21 protein-coding genes and 2 pseudogenes are annotated in these 25,015 nt (G+C 46.1%); 13 read left to right on the top strand and 10 right to left on the bottom strand.

Features of this window, described 5'->3' with window-relative positions; translation table 11 throughout:
- Positions 1 to 91: 91 nt before the first annotated feature.
- The 3 genes and pseudogenes from ACWYU8_RS07085 to ACWYU8_RS07075 all read right to left on the bottom strand — a co-directional run.
- On the bottom strand, positions 92 to 2,203 hold the full coding sequence (locus tag ACWYU8_RS07085; protein ID WP_457518369.1) for a glycoside hydrolase family 3 N-terminal domain-containing protein: 2,112 nt from the start codon (positions 2,201 to 2,203) through the stop codon (positions 92 to 94).
- Positions 2,204 to 2,540: 337 nt separating this feature from the next.
- Positions 2,541 to 3,320, bottom strand: coding sequence for a hypothetical protein (locus ACWYU8_RS07080; protein ID WP_457518367.1), 780 nt, complete (start codon positions 3,318 to 3,320; stop codon positions 2,541 to 2,543).
- Positions 3,321 to 3,955: 635 nt separating this feature from the next.
- Positions 3,956 to 4,465: pseudogene (locus ACWYU8_RS07075) on the bottom strand (c-type cytochrome); the annotation flags it as partial.
- Positions 4,466 to 4,632: 167 nt separating this feature from the next.
- Between ACWYU8_RS07075 and ACWYU8_RS07070 the strand changes: the two are divergent.
- The 3 genes and pseudogenes from ACWYU8_RS07070 to ACWYU8_RS07060 form a co-directional block, all read left to right on the top strand.
- Complete coding sequence (locus tag ACWYU8_RS07070; RefSeq protein ID WP_457518365.1) at positions 4,633 to 5,493, top strand: mechanosensitive ion channel family protein; 861 nt, start codon at positions 4,633 to 4,635, stop codon at positions 5,491 to 5,493.
- 176 nt (positions 5,494 to 5,669) lie between these two features.
- Positions 5,670 to 6,254 carry a DUF1294 domain-containing protein gene (locus ACWYU8_RS07065; RefSeq protein ID WP_457518363.1) on the top strand — a complete coding sequence of 195 codons (585 nt, stop codon included), beginning with the start codon at positions 5,670 to 5,672 and terminating at the stop codon, positions 6,252 to 6,254.
- 34 nt (positions 6,255 to 6,288) lie between these two features.
- Positions 6,289 to 6,402 (top strand): annotated as a pseudogene (locus ACWYU8_RS07060) (2-nitropropane dioxygenase); the annotation flags it as partial.
- A 33-nt stretch (positions 6,403 to 6,435) separates the two neighbouring features.
- Here ACWYU8_RS07060 and ACWYU8_RS07055 read toward each other — a convergent pair.
- On the bottom strand, positions 6,436 to 7,419 hold the full coding sequence (locus tag ACWYU8_RS07055; RefSeq protein ID WP_457518361.1) for a LysR family transcriptional regulator: 984 nt from the start codon (positions 7,417 to 7,419) through the stop codon (positions 6,436 to 6,438).
- Between the two features lie 208 nt (positions 7,420 to 7,627).
- Between ACWYU8_RS07055 and ACWYU8_RS07050 the strand changes: the two genes are divergently transcribed.
- The 7 genes from ACWYU8_RS07050 (at position 7,628) to ACWYU8_RS07020 (ending at position 13,341) form a co-directional block, all read left to right on the top strand.
- Complete coding sequence (locus tag ACWYU8_RS07050; RefSeq protein WP_457518359.1) at positions 7,628 to 8,407, top strand: transporter substrate-binding domain-containing protein; 780 nt, start codon at positions 7,628 to 7,630, stop codon at positions 8,405 to 8,407.
- A 74-nt stretch (positions 8,408 to 8,481) separates the two neighbouring features.
- Positions 8,482 to 9,186, top strand: a complete 705-nt coding sequence (locus tag ACWYU8_RS07045; protein ID WP_457518357.1) for an ABC transporter permease — start codon at positions 8,482 to 8,484, stop codon at positions 9,184 to 9,186.
- A 10-nt stretch (positions 9,187 to 9,196) separates the two neighbouring features.
- Positions 9,197 to 9,916 carry an ABC transporter permease gene (locus ACWYU8_RS07040; RefSeq protein WP_457518355.1) on the top strand — a complete coding sequence of 240 codons (720 nt, stop codon included), beginning with the start codon at positions 9,197 to 9,199 and terminating at the stop codon, positions 9,914 to 9,916.
- Between the two features lie 82 nt (positions 9,917 to 9,998).
- Positions 9,999 to 11,021 (top strand): N-acetyltransferase DgcN, encoded by a 1,023-nt coding sequence (gene dgcN / locus ACWYU8_RS07035; RefSeq protein WP_457518353.1) that lies wholly within the window; start codon positions 9,999 to 10,001, stop codon positions 11,019 to 11,021.
- Entirely contained in the window at positions 11,014 to 12,000 is a 987-nt protein-coding gene (gene dgcA, locus ACWYU8_RS07030) for an N-acetyl-D-Glu racemase DgcA (protein WP_457518351.1), read from the top strand. The genes dgcN and dgcA overlap by 8 nt, the downstream gene beginning before the upstream one ends.
- A gap of 405 nt (positions 12,001 to 12,405) precedes the next feature.
- Positions 12,406 to 12,843, top strand: coding sequence for a DUF5675 family protein (locus ACWYU8_RS07025; RefSeq protein WP_457518349.1), 438 nt, complete (start codon positions 12,406 to 12,408; stop codon positions 12,841 to 12,843).
- Between the two features lie 3 nt (positions 12,844 to 12,846).
- The gene (locus ACWYU8_RS07020; RefSeq protein WP_457518347.1) at positions 12,847 to 13,341 is read left to right on the top strand and encodes a hypothetical protein; all 495 of its coding nucleotides are present in this window, start codon (positions 12,847 to 12,849) and stop codon (positions 13,339 to 13,341) included.
- 335 nt (positions 13,342 to 13,676) lie between these two features.
- Here ACWYU8_RS07020 and ACWYU8_RS07015 read toward each other — a convergent pair whose 3' ends face one another.
- The 6 genes from ACWYU8_RS07015 to ACWYU8_RS06990 all read right to left on the bottom strand — a co-directional run bounded on the left by ACWYU8_RS07015 (position 13,677) and on the right by ACWYU8_RS06990 (position 20,816).
- Positions 13,677 to 14,579 carry a hydroxymethylglutaryl-CoA lyase gene (locus ACWYU8_RS07015; protein WP_457518345.1) on the bottom strand — a complete coding sequence of 301 codons (903 nt, stop codon included), beginning with the start codon at positions 14,577 to 14,579 and terminating at the stop codon, positions 13,677 to 13,679.
- Positions 14,560 to 16,620, bottom strand: a complete 2,061-nt coding sequence (locus ACWYU8_RS07010) for an acetyl/propionyl/methylcrotonyl-CoA carboxylase subunit alpha (protein ID WP_457518344.1) — start codon at positions 16,618 to 16,620, stop codon at positions 14,560 to 14,562. Before ACWYU8_RS07010 ends, ACWYU8_RS07015 begins: the two co-directional genes overlap by 20 nt.
- On the bottom strand, positions 16,613 to 17,395 hold the full coding sequence (locus tag ACWYU8_RS07005; protein ID WP_457518342.1) for an enoyl-CoA hydratase-related protein: 783 nt from the start codon (positions 17,393 to 17,395) through the stop codon (positions 16,613 to 16,615). The genes ACWYU8_RS07010 and ACWYU8_RS07005 overlap by 8 nt, the downstream gene beginning before the upstream one ends.
- Before the next feature lie 107 nt (positions 17,396 to 17,502).
- The gene (locus ACWYU8_RS07000) at positions 17,503 to 19,110 is read right to left on the bottom strand and encodes a carboxyl transferase domain-containing protein (protein WP_065303459.1); all 1,608 of its coding nucleotides are present in this window, start codon (positions 19,108 to 19,110) and stop codon (positions 17,503 to 17,505) included.
- A gap of 104 nt (positions 19,111 to 19,214) precedes the next feature.
- On the bottom strand, positions 19,215 to 20,384 hold the full coding sequence (locus ACWYU8_RS06995; RefSeq protein ID WP_065298804.1) for an isovaleryl-CoA dehydrogenase: 1,170 nt from the start codon (positions 20,382 to 20,384) through the stop codon (positions 19,215 to 19,217).
- 45 nt (positions 20,385 to 20,429) lie between these two features.
- The gene (locus tag ACWYU8_RS06990; RefSeq protein ID WP_005373242.1) at positions 20,430 to 20,816 is read right to left on the bottom strand and encodes a MerR family transcriptional regulator; all 387 of its coding nucleotides are present in this window, start codon (positions 20,814 to 20,816) and stop codon (positions 20,430 to 20,432) included.
- Between the two features lie 209 nt (positions 20,817 to 21,025).
- Between ACWYU8_RS06990 and ACWYU8_RS06985 the strand changes: the two genes are divergently transcribed.
- From ACWYU8_RS06985 to ACWYU8_RS06975, 3 genes are all read left to right on the top strand, one after another.
- Positions 21,026 to 22,204 carry a thiolase family protein gene (locus ACWYU8_RS06985; RefSeq protein ID WP_457518326.1) on the top strand — a complete coding sequence of 393 codons (1,179 nt, stop codon included), beginning with the start codon at positions 21,026 to 21,028 and terminating at the stop codon, positions 22,202 to 22,204.
- A gap of 70 nt (positions 22,205 to 22,274) precedes the next feature.
- Positions 22,275 to 23,768 carry a CoA-acylating methylmalonate-semialdehyde dehydrogenase gene (locus ACWYU8_RS06980; RefSeq protein WP_014233974.1) on the top strand — a complete coding sequence of 498 codons (1,494 nt, stop codon included), beginning with the start codon at positions 22,275 to 22,277 and terminating at the stop codon, positions 23,766 to 23,768.
- An 84-nt stretch (positions 23,769 to 23,852) separates the two neighbouring features.
- Entirely contained in the window at positions 23,853 to 25,007 is a 1,155-nt protein-coding gene (locus ACWYU8_RS06975; RefSeq protein WP_014233975.1) for an acyl-CoA dehydrogenase family protein, read from the top strand.
- The last annotated feature ends 8 nt before the right edge of the window (positions 25,008 to 25,015 follow it).

Raw genomic sequence — 25,015 nt, 5'->3', positions numbered from 1 at the left:
TTGAGGAAGAAAAGCACTGCTAGTGAAAGCAGTACTTTTCTTAGGGGTGTCACTTTTTAGTAGATAAATTTATGTTAGTCGATAAACAATATTAGTAGCTAAGTCCATGGCCAAATGGGTATAGCGTCATTTCTTCAGGCAGTTCAAATGAAGGGACATCTTCCATACCAAGTTCTTCGACTGCGTCGGTTGATACAGGCAGACCAAATGGTAGTTTACCTTCTGGTGATGCGACACCAGTAACGATATCCAGGAAGGCCTGATCAGAAGCACCATAGTTGGCAAGAATAGTATTCAGTTGAGCGTCAATATTGCCTAATGCCACGGCTCTGTGTAGTTTAACGTCCAGAATCAATCGCTTACCTGAATCAATTGCTGCACGAATCGCGTTATAGTCATCAAAGCCCGTATATTCACATTGCCCAGCTTCTGGGTATTGAGTCGGGTCATAACAAACGGCAGCATCAGTCTGTTCTGGATCTGCTTCTAGCTCGTAATCCCTCAAGGCGAAATCTTCTTCAGAAACGAATGCGAGTTCGCCAGACGCATTAATTGCTCCAAATGGTACCCAAGCATTCCATTCCGTCGCTGGCGTAACAACACGCATTAGGATCGTGTCCGCTTCTGACATATTATCCGTCACTGTCAGGCCGTAGCTTTCAGCGACATCTCGGTCAATGCCGTAAAGGTACACAGTCTGCATGGTATCGACTGAGATTGGTAATACATTGTTCGCGTTTTTCAACAAGGTGTAAGAGCGGCGTTGAGTGTCGTCTGCTTGTCGTTGGAACTCGGCATTCCCCACGATTTCGATTGCTTGTTCCACGTCGACAAATGGGCTCTCAAAAAGACCTTGTTTAAATTTTTGTTCAAGAATGCGTTGAACCGATACATCGATACGTTCTTCACTAATGCGACCGCTATTGATGTTTGCAAGTAGGAAACTCGGATCGTCAATACCGCCGAACTGGTCAATACCTGCGTCAACAGAAAGCGCGAAACGTTCGGTCTTGTCCATATCCTCGGTACCCCAAGGCATCCCTAAACTGAAGTTGGTTAAGTCCTCTGGAGTACGAACGCCAGTTCTACATGCGCCATCACAGTTATCACCGATGAGCCAGTCAGACACAAGCACACCTTCGAAGTTATCTTCCCCGCGAAGCAAGTCAGTCAGGATGTACTTACTAAAACCAAAACCAATGTTCCCTTCGCTTTCTGGTAACTGGCCGACTGGTACACCGTAATAAGGCATGACACCAGCAACGCCAGCCTCAAAAGCGCCTTGGAATGGAATACGGTGGTAGTCAAAGTTATTACCCGGATAGATCTGATGGCGACCGATATAGTGGTGGGCATCGATACCATTTTTCTGAGGACCACCACCAGCATAGTGTTTCACCACGGCCCATACGCCGTCTTTAACTAAGCCGGTATCGGAATGTTGGAGCCCTTGAGTGTAAGCTTTTGTCATTCTCTGCGATAAATACGCGTCTTCACCGAAAGTCGAGTAGTTACGTCCCCAGCGAGGTTCTGTCGCTATATCAGCAGTTGGGTGCAAAGCTTGGTTTATCCCTACAGCGAGGTATTCCTGCCTGATGATATCGGCAAAACGCTTTGTGAGTTCGACATCATCAAGCGCAGCCAAGCCGAGAGTTTCTGGCCACATAGAGAAGTCACCAGCGCTGTGTGACCCGCCAAATGCTTCATCAAAATGGTTACGGGGATCAGTAGAGATAGATAAAGGAATGCCGAGTCTGGTGCTTTCTGCCAGTGTCTGAAGGGCATTGTTGTCGGTGGCCATATTTGCCACTTCACCCGCTTGTCTTGTGATCAACGTAGTGATATATCGGCGAGCAATCAATTCATAGTTATCTGAATCGGTATCCACTTCAATACGGTTATTGTCATTGATGACGAGCGTTCCGTGCATCATCATGCCAGCTTTTTCTTCAACCGTCATACGCTCTACTAAATCCGTAGCTCGTTCAGACGGAGTAAGCCGCCAATCTTCATAAGGGTCAAGTACACCGTTTTTATTGTGATCTTTAAACTGCAAATCATCTTTATTCAGTAGTGTTAAAGCTTGAGTTGATAGCTCAACTTGATCTTGAATGGAAACGGTGTCTGTATCTGAGTCATTACACCCAGATAATAATATTGCCCCTGCGACGGCAATAGCGATAGGGTTTAGAGGTGTTCTCATGTTTCGATTACCTTTTGTTATTTATCTTGTTTTCGGTCGAAACATTAACAGTGCATTAGTTATCTGTTTTAAACATTTAGGAGCTGATTGTTTGCATTTAGTAGCATAAAGAATGAACTGTGAGCTTGATGCATTTTTTGACGCATACTGGCTAAATCGTTAGTTTATAAAATTAAAAAAGGATCAAAAACTTAAGTTCGAGTTTGAGGCTGGTGTACTGGCTATTTGGTCTAGAGGAGTATCAATCTGTAATGTGGAGAGAGACAAGCCATCGTTCACATTTTTACTACTGGGAAAATAAGAGGATTACGATGGCTTATTTTGTCATGTTAAGTTTTTATTCAACTATATCGAAGTCAGACAAGGATTGGGCCGCACGCACTTGCTGCACCGTTATCATATTTTTACCTACGAAGGCTTTTGCATAAGCACTGCCTGAAACGGTTCCACCGTCCTGTACTGAAATTTCGTCTATATCAACTTCCGCTGTTGCTTTGGTTACAAAGTGGGCTCTAATCTCGTACTCACCAGCGTCCATGTTAGGTAAAACAAAATTGAAATGCTGCGACGCGAGCGTCTTTTGCATCAAGCCGACCTCTTCATCTGTCACTGTACATTCTAGTAACACATCTATTGTGCCATCTGGGATATCATTACCACTTTCGTCGGTAGCACCGATCGTGTCTGTACAGACGTCGTCCCCACCGAGTGTGGCACTCAGCTCTTGAATTCTTTTAGAAAGAGTTATTGTTCCCGGAGCGGCAATCACTGATTCTCCACCACCTACAGGTGTCGCCGTCACTAAAACTTTAGCAACGCCACCAGCAATGGCTCTTGCTGAACCTCCGTCTTTCCCTTTAACCGAAGTGTCAGTCACGATGCCAATTTCGGCAGAAACACCGACCAGCAGTTCTTTGTCTTGCGGAACTTTCATAGTAGTAAGTAGGTAGCCTTTACTTCTATCCAGTACTACTGGTGTATCTGTCGTAGCATTTTCAATTACCGCAACGGATACGTACTTAGGTGATTTTACGTCCCACGCAGCTGCGAATTTGGCTGATGGTGCCGCAATTACCGAAGTAGAACCAATGACACCTGTGATAGCTGTTAATAACAATAATTTTTTAAAATTCATGTCTAACTCCTGATTATTGAAACAATAAGTTCCCCAGATTCTTAATACAATCAATAACGAAATGGGTGTATGACAATAAAATGATTAGCCACGTTTAAATTAAATTCATGGCTGGCATGGTCTTTAAATTAATCCTTAATAAAAACCATTGAATAAAATACTAGTTGAATATAAATAGATTGCACAAAAACATTTTTCTTATTGGTGGGAAATTTATATTTTTACTGGGTATATCATATTGTTTGCTGCAAGAAATGTTGTTTGGTGAGGGAGTGCATAATGACAGATGAACGAAGATAATTAGTAGGTATGTTATTAGTATATGAATTTAAAGTAATTTATTTATGACTGCAATTGTTAGAATCAATTCAATTACACCAATAGGCACCTTGCTTCATATAATTTTATCCAGTATTTACAATTTTAATTATAAGTTTATAAACGTCATTAAATAATTAGCTATTGAATTTAGATAGTTACATTCTTACATGGGTATTGCAACCAGAAATGGAGTTTTAACTCTATTTGAAAAGTATAATAGAGAATCGATTGATAATAGAAATTTGAAATAATTGAGGATATATTGCACCACGTTAATATTGTGCTAATTATTATTGCTATTCTCCGTAGTACATTGATAAATAATCAAGAACAGCTTCCCGGTCGTCGCCAGCTAGCTCTTCCATCCCTTGTTCCTCAATCATCCAGTCGAGCATTTTATCCCACCGCGATCGGCTTAAGCCCTGCTGAGCTACCATATGTAACGAGTGACACGCAGAGCATATTGCTGCCACAAGTTCCATGTTTTCCCCTGGCGTTAATATCCCATCACCAGCGGACTTGACCTCCATTCCAGAGGAGGAGGTATCCCAGTTGGGAGGAGTAGGGTTTTTAGTTGCAAGCCAAGCGATGATCGCGGCACGAGCTCCCGGATCTTTTACCCCTGGGAACACCATATTAGTTCCTGTGGCAAAATCTGTGGGTGAAGATAGAAACGTATCAAGCTTTTCAGCATCCCATTTTCCTCGATGCTGTTTGAGGCCTTCGCTGTAATTGAAGTCCTCAAAGCTCGCAATATCACGTTCTGCTAATCCCCATAATGGGGGTCCAACAACCGGAACACCATCAACTTGTGTGTTGGTTCGAGGAGTGGTTTACATATCTTCGCTCAACTCAATAGAACTAATGCAATTTAAGAGGAGGCGATTAAAACATTCACTCATCATTATGTGGATTACAATTTAGTTAACGCACTATGTATTCACCAAAATCAATGAAATAAAAGTGAGTTCCTATGTTCGAAAAAGTAATTTCAATTTTGGAAACAACGTTATTTACCTTTAACGAGCAACCCATCACTTTGTGGGCGATATTGATGGTACCTACTTGGATAGTGGTAAGTCTGTGGGTGGCAAAAATATTAATCACAACGGTAACATCCAGAATGTCGTCTGCCGGAAAAGACCCCAATGTGATTCATCTGGTTAAACGAATACTCTTCGTTATGGCTCTTGGGATTGTCTTTTTAACTACGCTTTCGATGATTAATGTGCCTATTACCGCGTTTGCTTTCTTATCTGGCGCTATCGCTATTGGGTTCGGTTTCGGGGCGCAGAACATCATTAACAACTTTATTAGTGGTTGGATCTTGATTGGTGAGAAGCCAATTAGAATCGGTGACTTTTTAGAAGTAGAAGGTGCGAAAGGGACGGTAGAACAGATTAACACCCGTTCAACACGAATCCGACGTACTGATGGTGTGCACATGTTAATACCGAACAGTCAACTTATTGAAAATGCGGTGATTAACTGGACGTTATGCGACAGATTGGTGAGAGGGACCGTTGTCGTAGGTGTCGCGTATGGTAGTGACGTCAAACTGGTCGCCTCTTTGATGAAAGAAGCTACCTCAAGACAAGAACCAGTACTGGATAATCCCGCGCCAGATGTGTTCTTTCAAGATTTCGGTGATAACGCATTGATCTTCGAATCATATTTTTGGATCCATTCAACGGTTGAAGGAGGGATTCGTGCGGTATCCAGTCAGATACGTTTTGAAATTTATGAAGCCTTTGAGCGAAAAGGCATTGAGATCGCATTTCCTCAACGTGATGTGCATATTGATGGGGAAATTAAGGTCTCTCGGGAACCTTAGCCCACCCTAAAATTACGCTCTGTTTCATGTAATTACTCCTAGCCTCTAAAATCTTGAGCCTCAGAGATACTCATAGATTGTCTGAATGAGCAAAAGGTTGCATTATTATGCGCATTGAAACGTACTTAGAAAGTGAGCCAATAGCCTCTTACCGTCGCTTAGAATGAGGAATTAAGATGAAAGGTCAAATTGTAGAGTGGCATGATTCGAAAGGTTACGGCTTTATCTCTGCTTCAAATGGTGAACGAAAGGTTTTCGTTCATGTGTCATCAGTCAAGAAATCGAGACGCCGTCCTAAATTAAATGACACGGTTACATTTGAAGTTAGTAAAGACAATAAAGGTCGTTTCAACGCGGAAAACGTAGTGATACAAGGAGCGAACGGTTTTCCAGTTGCTGTATTATTTGGTTTTACTTTTTTGGTAGCTGCGTTCGCGTCCGTTGTGGTTTTTGATGGCTCGTTATTACTTATCCCTTTTTACCTGGCTATTAGCGTATTTACCTATCTAATGTTCGCGTGGGATAAACAGGCCGCTCAAAATGGAAACTGGAGAACACCTGAAAATACTCTGCATTTGCTTTCATTAGCAGGCGGTTGGCCAGGAGCACTGTTGGCTCAATTTCAGTTACGACATAAGTCCAAAAAGCAGCCCTTCAAATTTATTCTTTGGATTACGGTGGCTTTGAATATCTGTGCGTTTACTTGGTCCCTGACTGATTCAGGTAGGGAAATTATCCAAAATGTTGTTGGTAATCTTTAGAGCACGGTATTTAGGAATCCAGTAGAGTAAGCAAGCTGAGAGCCAAGGTATGGATGACTTCTCGCCTTTGTGGTGTGGACAAAATACGCAAGGTTGCCGTGAAATATCCGCAAAAGAGATGACACTTGCGTTAGCTGGGCTGCGCTAAGTTTTCAGTCTTTTTCCAATGTGAAAGTGTGACTTAATCTCCCTGAGGCTGGTGATGAGCGGTCTGAATCGCATTAAGGGTATCGCGCACCAACTCTTGAGTTTTTTGCTTGAGCAGTTTAACAAACTGTACTTCAATATCGCTCAACGAGACCGTTTCTGGCGTTACAAGATACATCTCAGTCACGGGTAATGATTCGTAAGGCGGGAGGGGCCAGAGCAGACCTTGTGCAACGTACGGTTTGGCACTTTCGACAGTCAGTGCACCAAAGCCGATGCCTGTCATGATCATACGGCGAACTTCCTCAACATTGGACGAAACGGCAACTAATTTACCCCAAAACTGCTGTTGTTCACGAAAGTGAGCAATCGCATCTAATCCTTCTCCGGGCTGATCACTTTCAAATGAAATGTATGACAGGCCTTTGATTTCTTCGAGAGTCAGGTCTTCACGTCCAAAGCAAGGGTGTGCCCGCCCACAGTAAAATCCCATTTGCTCGTAGCCGAGAAAGTCACAGCGAATTCCAGTTTTGGCAATTTTCTTGTTACTCAGTCCTATACGTAATAAACCGTCCGCAACGTGACTGACGATGTCAGCGCTTGGATGGGTATTAACGTTAAAAATAACGTTAGGGTACAGCGCGTGATAGTTCGTCAGTGTGGCATCGAACGCCGGGCACTGCAGATGACTGGCTATCTCAATCGTCAGCTCGCCTTGAATATTATCCGCTTGATCAACAAATTGATCCGCCATATTGCCGATAATGCGACTCACTGAAGAGGCATATTCATAGACTCGCATTCCGTGCAGAGTAAGAGAAAACACCCCTTTTTTACGCAGGATGAGCCTCTTATCTACGTGTTCTTCGAGTCGCTTCAATGCATTACTGACGCTGGGCTGGCTGAGAGACAATTTACGCGCAGCAGCACTGATACCGCCTTCATTAACGATGGTTAAAAATGTATACAGTAAGTTCCAGTCGAGATTACGCAGCAGGCGGTCTTTCGGGTTGAGCATGTGCCTCTTTCCTTGAATTGTAATTTTTGAAAAATACCCATAGCGATAGGCTATGTATATCATACTAATTCATCATTATGGCTTTTAACCACTTTTTTCACATACTCAATATTGTCTTTGTGACCGTTTGCTGAAGTGGAAGGGAACTGTCTTCTTAGCGAGCGAGAATCTGGAATGAAACGATAACAAAAGTAGAAGGGAATCCATGATGTCAAAAGGGAAATTTTTAGGTGCTTTGCTTGCTACCTCAGTGGCCGTCGCTGCGTCAGCGGGCGTTAACGCAGAAACAATCAAAATTGGTACGGAGGGTGCGTATCCTCCTTTTAACTACTACACCGCTGATGGTCAGTTAGCTGGGTTTGATATCGAAATCGGCAAAGCACTGTGCACGGAGATGAAAGTCGAATGTGAGTTTGTTGCTCAGGATTGGGACGGTATTATCCCGGCTCTTTTGGCAGGTAAATACGACATGATTCTGGCTTCAATGTTCATTACCGATGAGCGTAAAGAACAAGTGGCATTCAGTGCGCCGTATCAGGCGTCTGCGATGACGTTTGTTGTCGATAAACAGTCTGGTATCAAAGACGTGTCACCTGAGGCGATGAAAGGCATGATCATTGGTGCGCAAGGCTCAACGACACAGGCTGAATACCTGTTAGCTAAATACCCGGACTCCGAAGTGCGCTTATACCCAACGCAGGATGCGGTGAACCTAGACTTGGTCAGCGGCCGTATTGACGCTCAAGCGGGCGACATCATGCCAATGACGGACTGGCTTAACTCCGAAGACGGTGCGTGTTGCCAGAAAGTCGGCGATCTGATCACCGATCGCAAGTACGTTGGTGATGGTGTCGGTATCGCATTCCGTAAAGAGGATCAGGATCTTCGTCTGCGTTTAGATCAGGCGCTGGCAAGCATCATTAAAAATGGTACTTATCAGAAAATCAACGACGAGTTCTTCTCGATTAACTTGCTGACTCTGAAATAAGTCAGATCAAATGTGGCGGCCTATGTCGCCACTGAGTAGTAAATCATAAAGAGAGCAACGCGATGGATTATCTGATGTATTTGAGTCTAGGTGATACGGGCTGGGGGGACGAGCTGCTTAAAGGTTTAGTCGTGACCCTTGGTCTAGCGATATGTGCGTTACCGGTTGGCTTATTTTTGGGAACTGGCGTGGCGGCACTGTCGATAAGTCCGCGTAAAAGCCATCGTTGGTTTGCCAATGTTTATACCACCGTACTGCGCGGTCTTCCGGAACTGCTGACTCTTTTTATCATCTACCATGGCGTTGGGCTTCTGATTAACAAAACGCTGAAATGGCTCGACCCGAGCAATGGCTTCTTCGAATTGAACCCATTTGGTGCTGGTGTGATCGCGCTAGGTTTAGTGTTTAGTGGCTACGCGGCGGAAGTCTTGCGCGGTGCCTGGAAAGCGATGAACAAAGGTCAGCGTGAAGCAGGTTATGCACTCGCGATGTCCAGACTACAGATCTTCTGGCTTATCGAGCGCCCGCAGTTATTGCGTTTGGCTCTGCCGGGATTAGGGAATCTTTGGATTAATTTGCTTAAAGATACTGCTTTGGTTTCAGTAATTGCACTCGATGATTTGATGCGTGCAGCAAACATTGCTGTGGGCGCGACCAAAAAGCCATTTTTGTTCTATCTGACGGTTTGTCTTGCCTACTGGGCAGTATGCGTATGCTGTGAAAGGTTATTAGCCGTCATGGAACAACATTCGAAGCGCGGCATTCGCGTGAGTCGCTAAGGAGTAAGCTATGACAGATTTTATCGCTAAGGTGGCTCCGATGTTGCTCAACGGTGCATGGATGACGCTTAAGATTACCTTTATATCGGTATCCTTGGCAGCGCTGTTGGCGTTACCTATGTCGTTGTTGCGTATTCAGTCGGCACGTATCTACCGTTGGCCAGCACAGCTCTTTATCTCCTTCTTTCGTGGAACGCCATTGATCGCCCAGTTATTTTTGTTGTATTACGGCTCTGGTCAGTTTCGTCCTTGGCTAATGGAAATGGGGATGTGGCAATTCTTCCGCGACCCAGTTAACTGCGCGCTATTGGTGTTTACCCTGAACTCTCTGGCGTATCAGACCGAGATTTTACGCGGTGCGATTCAATCCGTAGATGCGGGCGAGATAGAAGCGGCCAAATCGATGGGGATGAACAATAGCCTGTTGTACCGACACATTGTATTGCCACTTGCGTATCGTATTGCCTTCCCAGCATTGGGTAATGAGTGCATTTTAATGCTCAAAGGTGGCGCGGTGGCAAGTGTGATTACCGTGATGGATTTGATGGGGCAAACCCGACGCGCATTTTCTCAGACTTTTGATATCTCGACGTATTTTCTGGCGGCAGCGATGTATCTGGTTATCGCAACGCTATTTGTGATGGCTTGGCGACAGGCCGAACGTTACCTCTATCGTCATCAGATCCAGCGAACACCGGGTGCGAAACCCGCCACTGTCGCGACGACCTGATTTTTCAACCCAACCACAACCTGATGGCAACAGGAGCAATGACTCTTGTGGGCTCGTTTGACTTTAAAAAAGGATCAACCTTATGAACAAGATTGAATTGAAAACACCATATTTGGTTTTTCTGGGCGATGCAAATGATCTTCTGATGGCGAAAGTAGCCAAAGGTGTGGCTCACTGGCGACCAGAGAAATGTCTGGCGCAATATCGATTGCCAGGCGCGAAAGCCGACCTTGGATTGGCTGAAATGTCACCACGTGAAGCGGCTGCATGCGGGGCAAAAACGTTTATTCTTGGTCTTGCTCCGGTAGGTGGCACGCTGCCGATGGATTGGATCGAAATTTTAATCGACGCTATGGAATCGGGAATGGACATAGCAAGTGGTTTGCACATGCGCCTGAATGACATCCCTGAGCTTGTTGCTGCTGCTGAACGTACTGGTCAAAAACTGTTGGATGTACGAGTGCCACAGGGGCCGATGGTCTGTGGTACAGGTCTGCCTCGTAGTGGCAAACGTCTGCTCAGCGTCGGCACAGATTGTTGCGTTGGCAAAATGTTTACCACGTTGGCGATCCACCGTGAGATGGAGAAACGTGGCATTCCGGCAACGTTCCGCGCAACTGGCCAAACTGGGATTCTCATTGAAGGTAGCGGCGTTCCAGTGGATGCTGTGGTATCAGATTTTATCTCTGGGATGGTTGAGACATTATCTCCGGACAATGCTCCGGAGCACTGGGATATCATCGAAGGTCAGGGGTCATTGCTGCATCCAGCCTATGCGGGTGTGAGTCTGGGTCTATTGCACGGTGCTCAAGCGGATGTGATCATCGTTTGTCATGAGGCTGGACGTACTCAAATGGATGAAATGGAAGGTTTTAGCGTGCCAGATCTGCAAACGGTGATCGATATTAACCTTACTATGGGCCGTGTGACGAACCCGAATATTCGTCTGGGCGGTATTGCGTTGAATACCGTCAACCTGAGTGAAGAAGAAGCGTTGGCTGAAATTGCGCGTGTCGAGAAGAAATTTGGAGTACCGGTTGTTGATCCAGTACGTACTGGTGTGGCGAAAATTGTCGATGGCATTACCGAGGTGTGTTATGCGTAAGATGAGTGTGCGCGTCGAGAAATGGCCTTTGCATGAGCCGTTCGTCATTTCTCGCATGGCACCAATGTTGCACGGCGAAGTAGTTGTGGTTGAGATTGAGCAAGATGGTTGCGTTGGTCGCGGGGAATGCGAACGAATGGACATCTTCGAACCAGATTATCCTTTTGATGTGCTGGCGGAAGTTCAGTCGGCTGTTAAAGCGGTGGAGTCGGGTATTAGCCGTGACGAGCTGCGTGAATTGTTGCCATCTGCTGCGCCACGCAATGCCGTTGACTGTGCTTTATTTGAATTGGAAGCCAAGCTAAAACAGCAACCAGCATGGCAAATGGCGGGTTTTAGTGAAGCACCTCAGCCAGTGACGACGGTATTCACGTTATCGCTCGACAGTGCAGAGAACATGGGTAAGGCAGCGGCCGCGCAAAAATATCGCCCAATCCTGAAGCTCAAGTTGGGTCGTGATGGCGACTTGGAACGTGTTCGCGCTGTGCGTGAAGCCGCACCAAATACCCGTTTAGTGATTGATGCCAATACAGGTTGGAGCTTTGCTCAGCTGTGTGATTACTTGCCAGTGTTAGCTGAACTCGGTGTAGAAATGGTCGAACAGCCATTGTCGTTCGAAGAAGAGCACTTATTGGAAACCATTACGCCAGCTTTGCCAATCACTGCCGACGAATCTTGTATTGATCGCACCTCGCTAGCCGCTTTGAAAGGGCGTTATCAGGCAGTGAATATCAAGCTGGACAAAACCGGAGGTATGACCGAAGCATTGGCTCTGCTTAAAGAGGCGCAGGAGATGGGCTTTGAAGTGATGGTAGGTTGCATGATTGGAACCTCTCTCGCAATGGCTCCGGCATTGCTGCTCTCTCAACAAGCTCGTTGGGTGGATATCGATGGGCCACTGTTATTATCTGAAGACAGAACTCCAGCACTCAATTATCGCGAGAGTGTGGTTGAGCCCACGCAAGGCGTATGGGGTTAATTTCCAATACTGATTCATTTCTAAATTAAAGCCAGGGGAGATTTTCCTTGGCTTTGTTCTAACTCCGCTCCAAGCAAAAGATATAACGCGTTGTGAAGCTTCTGATATTTATTCTCATACAGTCGTTGTCTGAATACACCTGAACGGCTCTACCGTAAAGTGATGTCGCGTAGCTGATCTTGAACATCAGACGGGGCGATGTGCGCCTACTCATTGTTTTTCAGAGAAATTATGAGGAGATTAGTGAGGATATGTATTTGCTTTTATGAGTCAATTCGTCGAAGGTAATAATTAGAATTGTTAAGTACAATCTTGGTTTGAACCTTGCCCCAAAAGGACCTATTTGAAGCTTCTAATAGTTCTATTCTTGTTAATATGCTCTCAATTTACTATGGAGGCTCATTAATGACTAGCCAGAAGATCAAAGCAATATTAAACCTTAGACGGATAAAGCAATATGGAGAAACGACGTTAGGAAAACTAACTATTGATGGTATAGACAAAAGTTGGTTTGTTTTAGAGCCGGGAGGTCCTGACTCAATAGTTGAGGGATCTGACAAAAGAATTTCATCTGGTACATACAAAATGGAACCGTTTAGTGGAACAAAATATAAAAATGTGTATGAATTAAAAAATGTTCCAGGACGAACTTATATATTGATTCACGCAGGTAATTACCATGAAAATACAGAAGGTTGCCTCATGCCTGGTAAAAATTGGGGTGCATTAAATGATTCACACTATTATGTAAGCAATAGTAAGGTGGCTTTAAAAGAAATTTTTGCAGAGATTGGAAAGTTTAAAAGTGTTGAGATTAGGGTAACAAATCAACTGGAGAAATGATTCATGTTAAAAAGAATTGGCATTTTAGTTTTTCTAGTGTTTTCTGCGACTGTGATTGCATCTACTCCTCGTACAGAGATCAATCTTCAGTGGATGAAAAGTAATTATTCTATAATCCAACAAAAATTGAGGCATGATGATTCAATATTAGTCGTACCTACGATAAATACTCTAGGTGAAATATGGATTCATAGAGACGGTGCTGTTTCTGGAGAGGTATCCTCTTTGTTGTTAGTTGCTTTGACTCATCATACCCATATTTCATTGGCAGTACTTTCATCAGAGCCCGATTCGTTTTTAAAGTGGTTAAATGAATTACAGGGAATAGTCTTTACGGATTTCAATGGGGGAGAAGTTGAACAATTATCTCAAACTAAAGAAGATGTTGTTCGTGCTTTGAGTTCATATATGAACTCAAACCCTCAAGTAATGCTGGCTCCTTATGGAAAGAGCTTACTTGAACGGCTCGAGGAAATTACAATCCGAAGCGTAGACTGACATGTCTATGAATAGTGAGTGGTAGAAAGAAAGCTAATAGAAGGTTGGTTGAGTGAAGACTCTTGGTACATAGATCGCTTGGAACCCGGTGAGTCAGTAAACTTAAAAGTTAAGGAGCTGTCATTTCCTTTTGACAAACTATTTGTGATGAATTGAATATTAAAAGGCGGCACGAGACGTCTTTGACTCAATTTATTCGTTGGGTAGAGGACTTTAACAACTTCGAACAATTGACTTAGCTGGAAAGATAATCTGTCAGTCCAAGTAATAAGTTAAGTTTGCAACTGACAGATTTATTTTCAATGAGCACTGAAGTAGTAATGGCTAAATATTTTTTACAGGCTTCTAGGATCGCCAAGTGCGAGTGCCACTTTTGACGCTGGCGGTTTACCTAATGCGCGGCAGATTTGCCAACCTGCTTCATTGACAGCGTTGAGATCAACGCCCGTTTCAATACCAAGTTGCTCACACAGATAAAGCACGTCTTCTGTTGCGACATTGCCACTCGCTCCTTTTGCGTAAGGGCAGCCTCCCAAACCTGCAACGGCGCTATCAACGGTGTTAATTCCCATTAATAAAGCTTGGTAAATGTTGGCCAATGCCTGCCCGTAAGTATCGTGAAAATGTACTGCGAGCGCATCCTTTGGTAGTTGCATTAACAGCGAATCAAGCATGGCAATAACGCGATTTGGGGTTGCTTTACCGACAGTATCGCCCAGAGAAATTTCATAACATCCCATATCAAATAGCGTATTCGCTACCGCGGTGGTTTGCTCTGGTTTGATCTCTCCCTCGTAGGGGCAAACCATGGTGCAGGATAAATACCCACGCACAGGAATGTTATGCTGCTGTGCTAACGCTACCACAGGTTCAAACCGCGCGAGGCTTTCCGCAATACTGCAGTTGATGTTCTTCTGGCTGAACGCTTCAGAAGCGGAGCCAAATACCGCAATTTGTTTTACGCCACTTTCTAGTGCTCGTTCTAAACCTGCTAAGTTTGGTGTGAGCGCGCTGTAAACCACGCCTGGTTGTTGAGTTATTCCCGCAAATACCTGATCAGAATCGGCCATTTGTGGCACCCATTTCGGCGAGACGAAAGAACCCGCTTCAATGTGTTTTAACCCGCTGAGGCTCAATTGATCGATTAAGCGGACTTTATCCACCAACGTCACTGCCGTTTCATTTTGCAGGCCGTCGCGAGCGCCAACTTCGACGATATTAACCTTCGCTGGTAGCATACTCGCGCTCCTTATCGACACAGACATTCTCTGATGCCAAAGCTAAATGCAGCAGTATCGAACCATGCTGTACTTGGTCTCCATGCTGATAAAAAACTTCATCAACGGTGGCGGCTACCGGAGCGGTGATGGTGTACTCCATCTTCATCGCTTCGAGAACTAACAATGGATCGCCAGCGGCCACTTCGTCGCCTTTATTCACCATGACAGCCGAGATTATGCCGTTAAGTGGCGCTGTTGGGCTAAGCTCATCCTCTTTGCCTTTTGGTGATTCAAAGCTTGGTTGGTGCGCAAATGTACGTTGCTGACCAAGATAAAACAGCGTCGTTTTTTGTTCGTCGTTGAGTGCATTAAAGATGTAACGCACCTCATCAATATCAACGATGAATTGTCCATCTTTTTCAAGCAGGCATACCTGATGTACTTGATCACCACATTGAATCGTAAATTGGTCAGGATGCTGGAAACCGGACTCCTTAGCAGAAAGGTGTAAGCGTACTTGATGGTTAGCCGTTGCATCCGTGAAATTAAATCGATACACGTTCTCAACCGACAGCCTAAAACCTTGCTTAGTAGGGGACGGTAATGATGAATCTCCAGACGTCGAGGTGATATCGTTCCAGCGCGCAATGGCGGCCAATGTGAGCCAGATCGAATCAGACACGTTTTGTTGCTCGTTAATGCCTTGCTGATGTTGGACCAAGAATCCAGTATCAAGCTCAACATCAGCAAAGGCTGGCTGCGAAATAATGCTGTGCAGATAACCAATATTGGTGGTGACGCCACGCACGTGATACTCAGTTAAAGCCTGTTTAAGCTGTTTGAGTGCAATGTCGCGCGTTTGACCCCAGACGATCAGTTTACTGATCATCGGATCGTAATACTCGCTAATGGCATCGCCTTGTGTGACACCACTATCGACACGCACGCCCGCCAAGCGAACATTGCTGTCTGAGACGGGTTCTTTCAAGTAGTCAATGCGGCCAGTCGACGGCATAAAGTCATTCTCGGCGTCTTCGGCGTAAATTCGTAGCTCGATTGAATGACCGTTATGCGTGATTTCGTTTTGTGAGATAGGCAAACGCTCGCCAGCCGCAACGTTGAACTGCCATTCAACGAGATCAACACCTGTTATCAATTCAGTGACTGGGTGTTCAACTTGCAGACGGGTATTCATCTCCATGAAGTAGAATTGACCACGGCTATCAAGTAAGAATTCAACCGTACCAGCGCCAACGTAGTCGATCGCCTGAGCGGCCAGAACAGCGGCTTCACCCATTTGTTTACGTAGTTCATCACTCAGAGCGGGAGCAGGCGCTTCTTCGACGACTTTTTGGTGACGACGCTGAATGGAACAATCGCGATCAGAAAGATAAACGCAGTTGCCATGTTGATCGGCGAATACCTGCACTTCCACGTGGCGCGGCTGCAATATGCATTTTTCGATCAGAAGCTGTTTGTCGCCAAAGCTTGAAAGTGCTTCGCGCTGCGCTCCGTCAATGGCTAACGGCATTTCATCCGCACTGCTGACCACTCGCATGCCTTTACCGCCACCACCTTGGGTTGCTTTTAGCATCACCGGGTAACCGATTTTTTCCGCTTCTGCTAATAAATGCTCTACGCTGTTGTCTGTGCCGTGATAGCCGGGAACCAATGGTACGTTCGCCTCTGACATGATTGCTTTGGCTTGAGATTTAGAACCCATTGCCTCGATTGCGCTGGTGGAAGGGCCAATAAATACAATGCCATTTTCACTGCACGCTTTCGCCAGTTTCGGGTTCTCCGACAGAAAGCCGTAGCCAGGGTGAATAGCATCGGCTTGCCATTTCTTTGCAGCACGGATGATGGCATCAATATCCAGATACGACTCACTCGCCGGAGCGGGGCCAATAAATTCGGCAAAGTCTGCTTGTTTGACGTGCAGGCTGTTGCGATCGGCCTCGGAATAGACGGCAACGGTTTCGATGGCCATGCTTTTTGCGGTTTTAATGATTCGGCATGCGATTTCACCGCGATTTGCAATCAGTATTCTTTTAAACATGATTCCTCCAATGAGCGGCACGCTTTTCGAAAAAAGCAGTCAGGCCTTCTTGTCCTTCTGCGGATACCCGAGCAGCAGCTATCGCTTGGCTGGTGTATTCAATTAATGAGTGGTCGATAGGTTGGTTATCACAACGTAAACAAAGTGCTTTTGCCGCCTGCATGGCTTGCGGACCATTATTAATCAGGTGATCAACTATACGATTGACCGCCTCTTTTGGCTGTGGATCGATTTGATGAAGAATGTTCATCGAAAGCGCAGTCTCGGCATCAATCAGTTCCGCGGTTAAAAAATAGCGTCGGCTTTGTCGTTGTCCAATCGCCCGGATTACGTATGGGCCGATAGTCGCGGGCAATAAGCCGAGTTTCACCTCACTCAAACAGAAGCGGCTCTCAGGTGTGCCAATGGCAATATCGCAGCAGCAAATCAGCCCAAGCGCACCACCAAATGCTGCGCCATGCACCATGGCAATCGTTGGTTTACTGAAGGTATCCAGCGTATGCAAAAGTTTTGCTAGTTGCTGTGCATCTTGCAGGTTTTCACTTTTAGTTTTGGTTGCCATTGACTGCATCCAGCCAAGATCAGCCCCCGCAGAAAAGTGTTTTCCCTGTGCAGTTAACACCAGTGCATGGAGAGAATCTTCCTTTTCGAGTTGCTCTAGTGTCTCAATCAGTGAGGCAATCAATTCGTCATTAAACGCGTTGTGTTTTTCTGGCCGATTCAGGCTCAACCAGGCAACGCCATTGCTGTCTTTTTCAAGCAGTAGTCCGGTCATGTGACTTCCTTTGTCTGACATTTAAGTCTGATATTCCAATACTCGCTAGTCAGCACTTTATTCATCATTGATGGATAGCGAGGAGTTAAGGTTTGCTTTGTATCCGACTACATACGGAAGATGCCAAATTTGCTGTCTGGTATCGGTGCATTAAGCGCAGCAGACAGCGCAATGCCGACAACATCTCGGGTTTTCGCGGGATCAATAATGCCGTCGTCCCACAGACGAGCACTGGCGTAATAAGCGTGGCTTTGCGTCTGATATTGCTCCGCAATTGGGCGCTTGAACGCTTCCTCTTCCTCTGCGCTCCAGCTTTCACCTTTGCGCGTTTTAATATCACGGGTCACTTGCGCCATTACGCCCGCAGCTTGCTCGCCACCCATGACGGAAATACGCGCATTTGGCCACATCCACATCATGGTTGGGTCATAAGCTCGGCCACACATACCGTAGTTACCTGCGCCATACGAGCCACCAATAACAACGGTAAATTTAGGCACGTCTGCACATGCCACAGCGGTCACCATTTTTGCGCCATGCTTAGCGATGCCTTCTGCCTCGTATTTTTGACCGACCATAAAGCCTGTTATGTTCTGCAAAAAGAGAAGTGGAATTTTTCGCTGTGCACACAGCTCAATAAAATGGGCGCCTTTTTGTGCCGACTCAGAAAATAGAATGCCGTTGTTAGCAACGATCCCAATCGGCATACCATGGATATGAGCAAAGCCGCAGACTAAGGTTTCACCGAATAAGGCTTTAAATTCATCGAACTGGGAGTCATCGACGATTCGAGCAATTACTTCTTTTACATCAAACGGCTTTTTAAGATCGGTACCGACGATGCCGTAAAGCTCTTGCGCAGAGAAACGTGGTTCTTGTGGCGCTTTTTGCTTAAGTTGAATCGGCTTTAAGTGGTTGATTTGTGAAACGGCCTGTCTTGCTAGCTCTAACGCGTGGTGATCGTTTTCTGCATAATAGTCGGCTACGCCAGATGTACGGCAGTGAACATCGGCGCCGCCTAGATCTTCAGCACTCACTTCTTCGCCTGTTGCTGCTTTTACAAGAGGTGGACCCGCTAAGAAGATCGTACCTTGCTCTTTTACGATGATGGAAACATCACACATGGCAGGAACGTACGCGCCGCCAGCAGTACACAGCCCCATCACGACAGCAATTTGTGGGATGCCTTTGGCCGACATACGGGCTTGGTTGTAGAAAATACGACCGAAGTGATCTTTGTCTGGAAATACTTCATCTTGGCGAGGCAGGTTAGCGCCGCCAGAATCGACTAAGTAAACACACGGTAGTTGGCATTTTTCTGCAATTTCCTGAGCTCTTAAGTGCTTTTTAACGGTAAGTGGATAGTAACTGCCGCCTTTTACCGTCACGTCGTTGGCGACGATCATGCACTCTGTGCCGTCTATCACACCCACACCTGCAACTACTCCTGCGCATGGAACGTAATCAGGGTACACATCCCAGCCAGCAAATTGACCGATTTCTAAAAAGGACGAACCTGGATCGAGTAGGGCCAGAATGCGCTCTCGAGCAGGGAGCTTGCCTTTCTTCTGCTGATGTTCTCGCGCTTTTTCGCCGCCACCGTCCTCTATTTGCGCGGTCACGGTATAAAGTTGATCCACAAGTGACGCCATAGAGCGGTAGTTTTCCTGATACTGCTCTGAGTGGGTATTAATATTGGTCGTCAAACAAGCCATAAATAGCCGATCTCCATTCGGAGTGACAGGCACAGATTGCCTGTCACCAATTTAGGTTGAATAATGAAATGTGTTGAGTCAGTCCGCCTGGGGTTGAATGATAACTAGGCGCTTTCGTTAAACAATTCGCGACCAATAAGCATGCGTCGGATTTCCGAAGTGCCCGCGCCGATTTCGTACAGTTTGGCATCACGAAGCAGACGACCCGTATCAAACTCATTGATATAGCCGTTTCCACCGAGTAACTGGATCGCATCCAAAGCCATTTTGGTTGCCAGTTCCGCGCTGTAGAGAATCGCACCAGCGGAGTCTTTACGTGTGGTTTCACCGCGATCACAAGCGGCTGCCACAGCGTAAACGTAGGCTTTAGCAGCATTCATTTGTGTGTACATATCTGCGATTTTCGCTTGCACAAGCTGGAATTCGCCAATGGATTTGCCGAACTGTTTACGGTCGTGAATATATGGCACGACGATATCCATACATGCCTGCATAATGCCAAGCGGGCCGCCGGCGAGCACAACGCGTTCGTAGTCCAAACCGCTCATCAACACTTTCACGCCTTGGTTTTCTTCACCAAGAATGTTTTCAGCAGGGACTTCGCAGTTTTGGAATACCAATTCACAAGTGTTCGAACCGCGCATGCCTAGTTTGTCGAGCTTTTGCGCTTGAGTGAATCCAGGGTATCCACGTTCTACAATAAAGGCCGTGATGCCTTTGGAGTGCTGGCTTGGATCGGTTTTGGCGTAGACAACATAGGTATGTGCATCTGGACCGTTAGTGATCCACATTTTGTTGCCATTTAGCAGGAAGATATCGCCTTTACGTTCGGCTTTGAGCTGCATGGATACCACATCGGAACCTGCGCCAGGCTCGCTCATTGCTAGCGCACCAATATGTTCACCGGAGATAAGTTTAGGCAGATATTTCTCTTTTTGAGCTTGTGTCCCGTTGCGGTGGATTTGGTTAACACAAAGGTTGGAGTGCGCACCGTAGCTTAAAGCAACCGAAGCTGATGCCCGGCTGATTTCTTCCATCGCTATCACATGGGCGAGGTAGCCCATGTTTGCGCCACCAAACTCTTCGCTGGTGGTCACACCTAAAAGACCCATTTCACCTAATTTGGACCAAAGATGGTTTGGAAAGTCGTTAGATTGGTCGATAGATTGCGCGAGAGGCGCAATTTCTCTTGCAGCAAAACTATTGATTTGCTCGCGAAGCAAATCGGTATTTTCGTCATAAACAAAGTTTAGGGAAGAGTAGGTAGATTTCATTGCGTGTCCTTGCCTTTACGTCACCTACATCCCAGTGCTGAGGTGTCAGGTGACTTTTTCGCCTTTCATGGATCTCAGTGTGTTTTGGCATCGCAACTGCGCAGCATTTAATTCCATCATTACCGCTTGAATGTCATTCGCCTGCTGTTGCAATGCTGCCTTCTTCTCTTCGATCAACCGAATCATATAGTTCAACTGCTCAGTACTTTGATCGGTATCGTAGAGTTCAAACAACTCTTTGATATCTGCAAGAGAAAAGCCTAATCGCTTACCTCGCAAAATCAGTTTTAGTCGAATTCGATCGCGACCATTGTAGATTCGAGTGTTGCCTTTACGTTCTGGAGTTAGCAGACCTAAATCTTCGTAAAAGCGAATACTTCGGGTTGTAATATCGAACTCCTTAGCGAGCTCACTGATCTTAAATGTATTCATTCTTTAACCTTACGACTTTCGTATAACATTTATCCGAATATACAATTCGTTAACGTTAAAGTAAACAACTAGTGAACACTCTTGAGCCTTGATATTACTGACGTTTACCCGAAACTGACGATTCACTCGAACAAACAATAACCTCAAACTTGACGTTAACGTAAATGTTAGTATAGTTATGACGTAAACGTCAACAAAAGGTTAACAGAATGAAAAACGAAACATGGATTGTTGCCGCTAAACGAACGCCTATCGGTGCTTTTCAAGGAGCATTAGCTTCAACCGATGTCACTGAACTCGGGGCGACAGCCATTCAGGGCGCTTTAGCAGAAAGTCAGCTTGATGCAGACAAAATAGATGAAGTACTGATGGGCTGTGTTCTGCCAGCAGGTGTGGGACAAGCACCTGCAAGACAGGCGAGTTTAAAAGCTGACATGCCACAATCCATCGGTTGTACCACGCTGAACAAAGTGTGTGGGTCGGGCATGAAAACCGTGATGCTTGCTCATGATCTTATTCAATCTGGCAACGCGCACGCGGTTATTGCGGGTGGTATGGAAAACATGTCTTCGTCTCCTTATCTATTAAAGAAAGCGCGCGAGGGTTTCCGTTTAGGTCACGAACAAGTGCTCGACCACATGTTTTATGATGGTTTACAGGATGCTTATCAAGGCGAGCTGATGGGGGTCTTTGCTGAACAAACAGCGCAAAAGTATCAGTTTAATCGTGAAAGCATGGATTCTTGGGCGCAGCAATCGGTGACTCGTGCGCAGCAAGCAATTGAGCAAGGTTTGTTCAAAGAAGAGATCGTGCCTGTTAACGTGAAAAGTCGACGCGGCGACATCTTGGTTGCCGACGATGAGCAACCGAGCAAACTCGATGTTGCCAAAATTCCAACTTTGCGCCCTGCGTTTGCTAAAGATGGTGGCGTAACAGCGGCAAACTCAAGCTCCATTTCAGATGGCGCGTCGGCAATGGTATTGGTCGATAGCGAGTTTGGTCGTCAGGAAAACCTTCAACCTCTGGCCAAAATCGTGGGTTACAACACACATGCAAGGCTGCCAGAAGAGTTCACCATCGCACCTGTCTTCGCGATTGAAAAACTGCTGGAAAAAACGGGCTGGGACAAATCGGACGTTGACCTTTGGGAAATTAACGAGGCCTTTGCTGTTGTCACTCAATACGCAGTGAAAGTACTCGAACTCGATGAGAACAAAGTTAACCCGCGCGGTGGTGCTTGTGCGTTAGGTCATCCTATTGGTGCCAGTGGTAACCGCATCCTCGTGACGTTGATTCACGCGCTTAAGCAAACTGGCGGAAAACGTGGCGTTGCATCGCTTTGTATTGGTGGCGGTGAGGCAACCGCGATCGCGATTGAAATCTGCTAATTCATTCTCAACAAAGTTTCACTTACATAACAGTAGTCAGTAACAAGCTGAAAAATACAAGGATGTCATCATGACAGAACAAGTAAAGCAGTATATCGGTGGTGAATTCGCCATCTCCGACTCAAAACAATGGCTAGATGTAACCAACCCGGCAACCAATGAAGTGATTGCACAAGTACCTTGTGCCACGGAATCAGAAATGAATGCGGCGATCGCCAGCGCAACAGAGACGTTTAAGCGTTGGAAAGAAGTGGCTGCACCGGAGCGTGCAAGATTGATGCTGCGTTACCAACATCTACTAAAAGAGCAGCACGACGAGTTGGCAATATTGCTTTCAAGCGAGACAGGTAAAACCCTAGCGGATGCTAAAGGTGATGTTTGGCGCGGGATTGAAGTCGTTGAACAAGCTGCAAACATTTGTAGCTCAATGATGGGCGAAACGGTTGAGAATGTCGCAACGAATATTGATGGTTACTCTTACATTCAACCACTTGGTGTTTGTGCAGGTATCACTCCGTTTAACTTCCCTGCGATGATCCCATTGTGGATGTTCCCTATGGCGATTGCGTGCGGCAACACCTTTATTTTGAAACCGTCGGAGCAAGTGCCGCTAACCGCGATGAAACTGGCTGAACTGTTTGAACAGGCCGGTGCACCAAAAGGTGTATTGCAAATTGTCCACGGCAGTAAAGAGCAGGTTGACCGCATTCTTACCGATCCAGTCGTCCGCGCTATCTCTTTTGTTGGCTCTGTGCCGGTTGGAGAGTACATCTACAAAACGGGCACTGACAACCTAAAACGCGTTCAGTCATTTGCTGGTGCGAAGAATCACATGGTTATTATGCCTGATGCAAATAAACAGCAAGTGATTAATAACCTTGTTGGTGCGTCAGTTGGTGCCGCAGGTCAGCGCTGTATGGCGATTTCGGTGGCGGTGTTTGTTGGTGAAACCAAAGAATGGATTCCAGAGCTTAAAGAGGCGTTAGCTCAAGTTCAGCCAGGTGCGTGGGATGATGAATCAGCGGGTTATGGACCGCTTATTAGCCCGCAAGCGAAACAACGTGTGGTGAACTTAATTAATGAAGGCAAAGAATCTGGCGCGAACTGTGTTCTGGACGGTACCGACTGCCAAGTGGCTGGTTTTCCTGACGGCAACTGGGTGGGTCCAACACTGTTTACCAACGTGACGACAGACATGTCGATTTATCAGGAAGAGATTTTTGGCCCAGTGTTGCTGACCATGGAAGTGGATAATCTGGACGAGGCGATTGAGCTTATCAACGCGAACCGTTTTGGTAACGGTACGTCTATTTTCACAGCGAATGGCGCTGCCGCGAGAAAGTATCAGCACAATATTGAAGTGGGTAATGTGGGTATTAACGTGCCAATCCCAGTTCCGTTGCCATTCTTCTCATTTACGGGTTGGAAAGGCAGTTTCTATGGCGATTTGCATGCCTACGGTAAACAAGCGGTTCGCTTCTACACTGAAACGAAAACGGTCACCGCACGCTGGTTTGAAGATGACATTCCAAGCGGTCCGAACATGACCATTCAGCTTAGCTAATTACCCACGTTAACAGTATATGGCCAAGCTTATTCCTGCTTGGCCTAGATTCAAATGCAATGAATTAGACCTTAGGACTTCAAGATGGATTTTGAATTAAACGAAGATCAAATCGCATTCGCAGACGCAGCTAAACAGTTCGCAGAACAGATGCTTGCACCGCACGCCGCAGAGTGGGATGAAAAACAACACTTCCCTAAAGATGTACTTCGTCAGGCGGGTGAACTGGGTTTTTTGAGTATCTATACGCCACCTGAGCACGGTGGCCTGGGGCTTTCCCGTTTGGATGCTGCGATTATTTTTGAACAATTGGCGATGGGTTGTACGGCAACTACAGCGTTTATGACTATCCATAATATGGCAACCTGGATGATCACCAGCTTTGCCAAACCGGAAGTTGCTCAACAATTTAGTGGTGAATTGATCACGGGTGAAAAGCTCGCTTCTTACTGCCTCACTGAGCCAAATGCAGGTTCTGACGCGGCATCTCTGACGACGAGTGCAGTGCGTGATGGCGATGAGTTTGTTTTGAATGGCGCAAAAGTGTTTATCTCTGGCGCGGGTGATACGGACGTACTCGTTGTTATGGCTCGCTCTTGTGGAGAAGGTGCTGGCGGTGTATCTGCTTTTGTTGTACCTGCTGACAGCGAAGGCATCAGTTACGGTAAGAAAGAAGCCAAAATGGGCTGGAACTGCCAACCAACGCGCATGATCACCTTCGAAAACGTCCGAATTCCGGCTGACTACTTGTTGGGTGAAGAGGGTGAAGGCTTTAAATTCGCTATGCTCGGTCTTGATGGTGGCCGAATCAATATCGCTACCTGTTCTGTTGGTACGGCACAACAAGCGCTGAACGAAGCAAAACAGTACATGACAGAGCGTAAACAGTTTGGACGTTCACTAGCTCAATTCCAGGCGCTGCAATTCAAGCTGGCGGACATGGCAACAGAGCTGGTCGCTGCCCGTCAAATGGTGAGACTTGCGGCTGCAAAACTCGATGCTCAACACGCAGAAAAAAGTGCGTACTGCGCAATGGCGAAACGCTTTGCAACGGATGTGGGCTTCAAGGTTTGTGACGAGGCACTGCAAATTCACGGCGGTTATGGCTACATCAAAGAATATCCAGTTGAGCGTCACTTCAGAGACGTTCGTGTTCACCAAATTCTTGAAGGTACCAACGAAATCATGCGTCTTATCATCTCAAGACGTCTACTCACGGAAGGCGTTGAGCTGGTTTAGCCTGCGCA

This window comes from Vibrio limimangrovi (assembly GCF_054064025.1).
The sequence above is the reverse complement of the archived record's forward strand: the minus strand, read 5'-3'. Positions and strand labels throughout refer to the sequence as shown.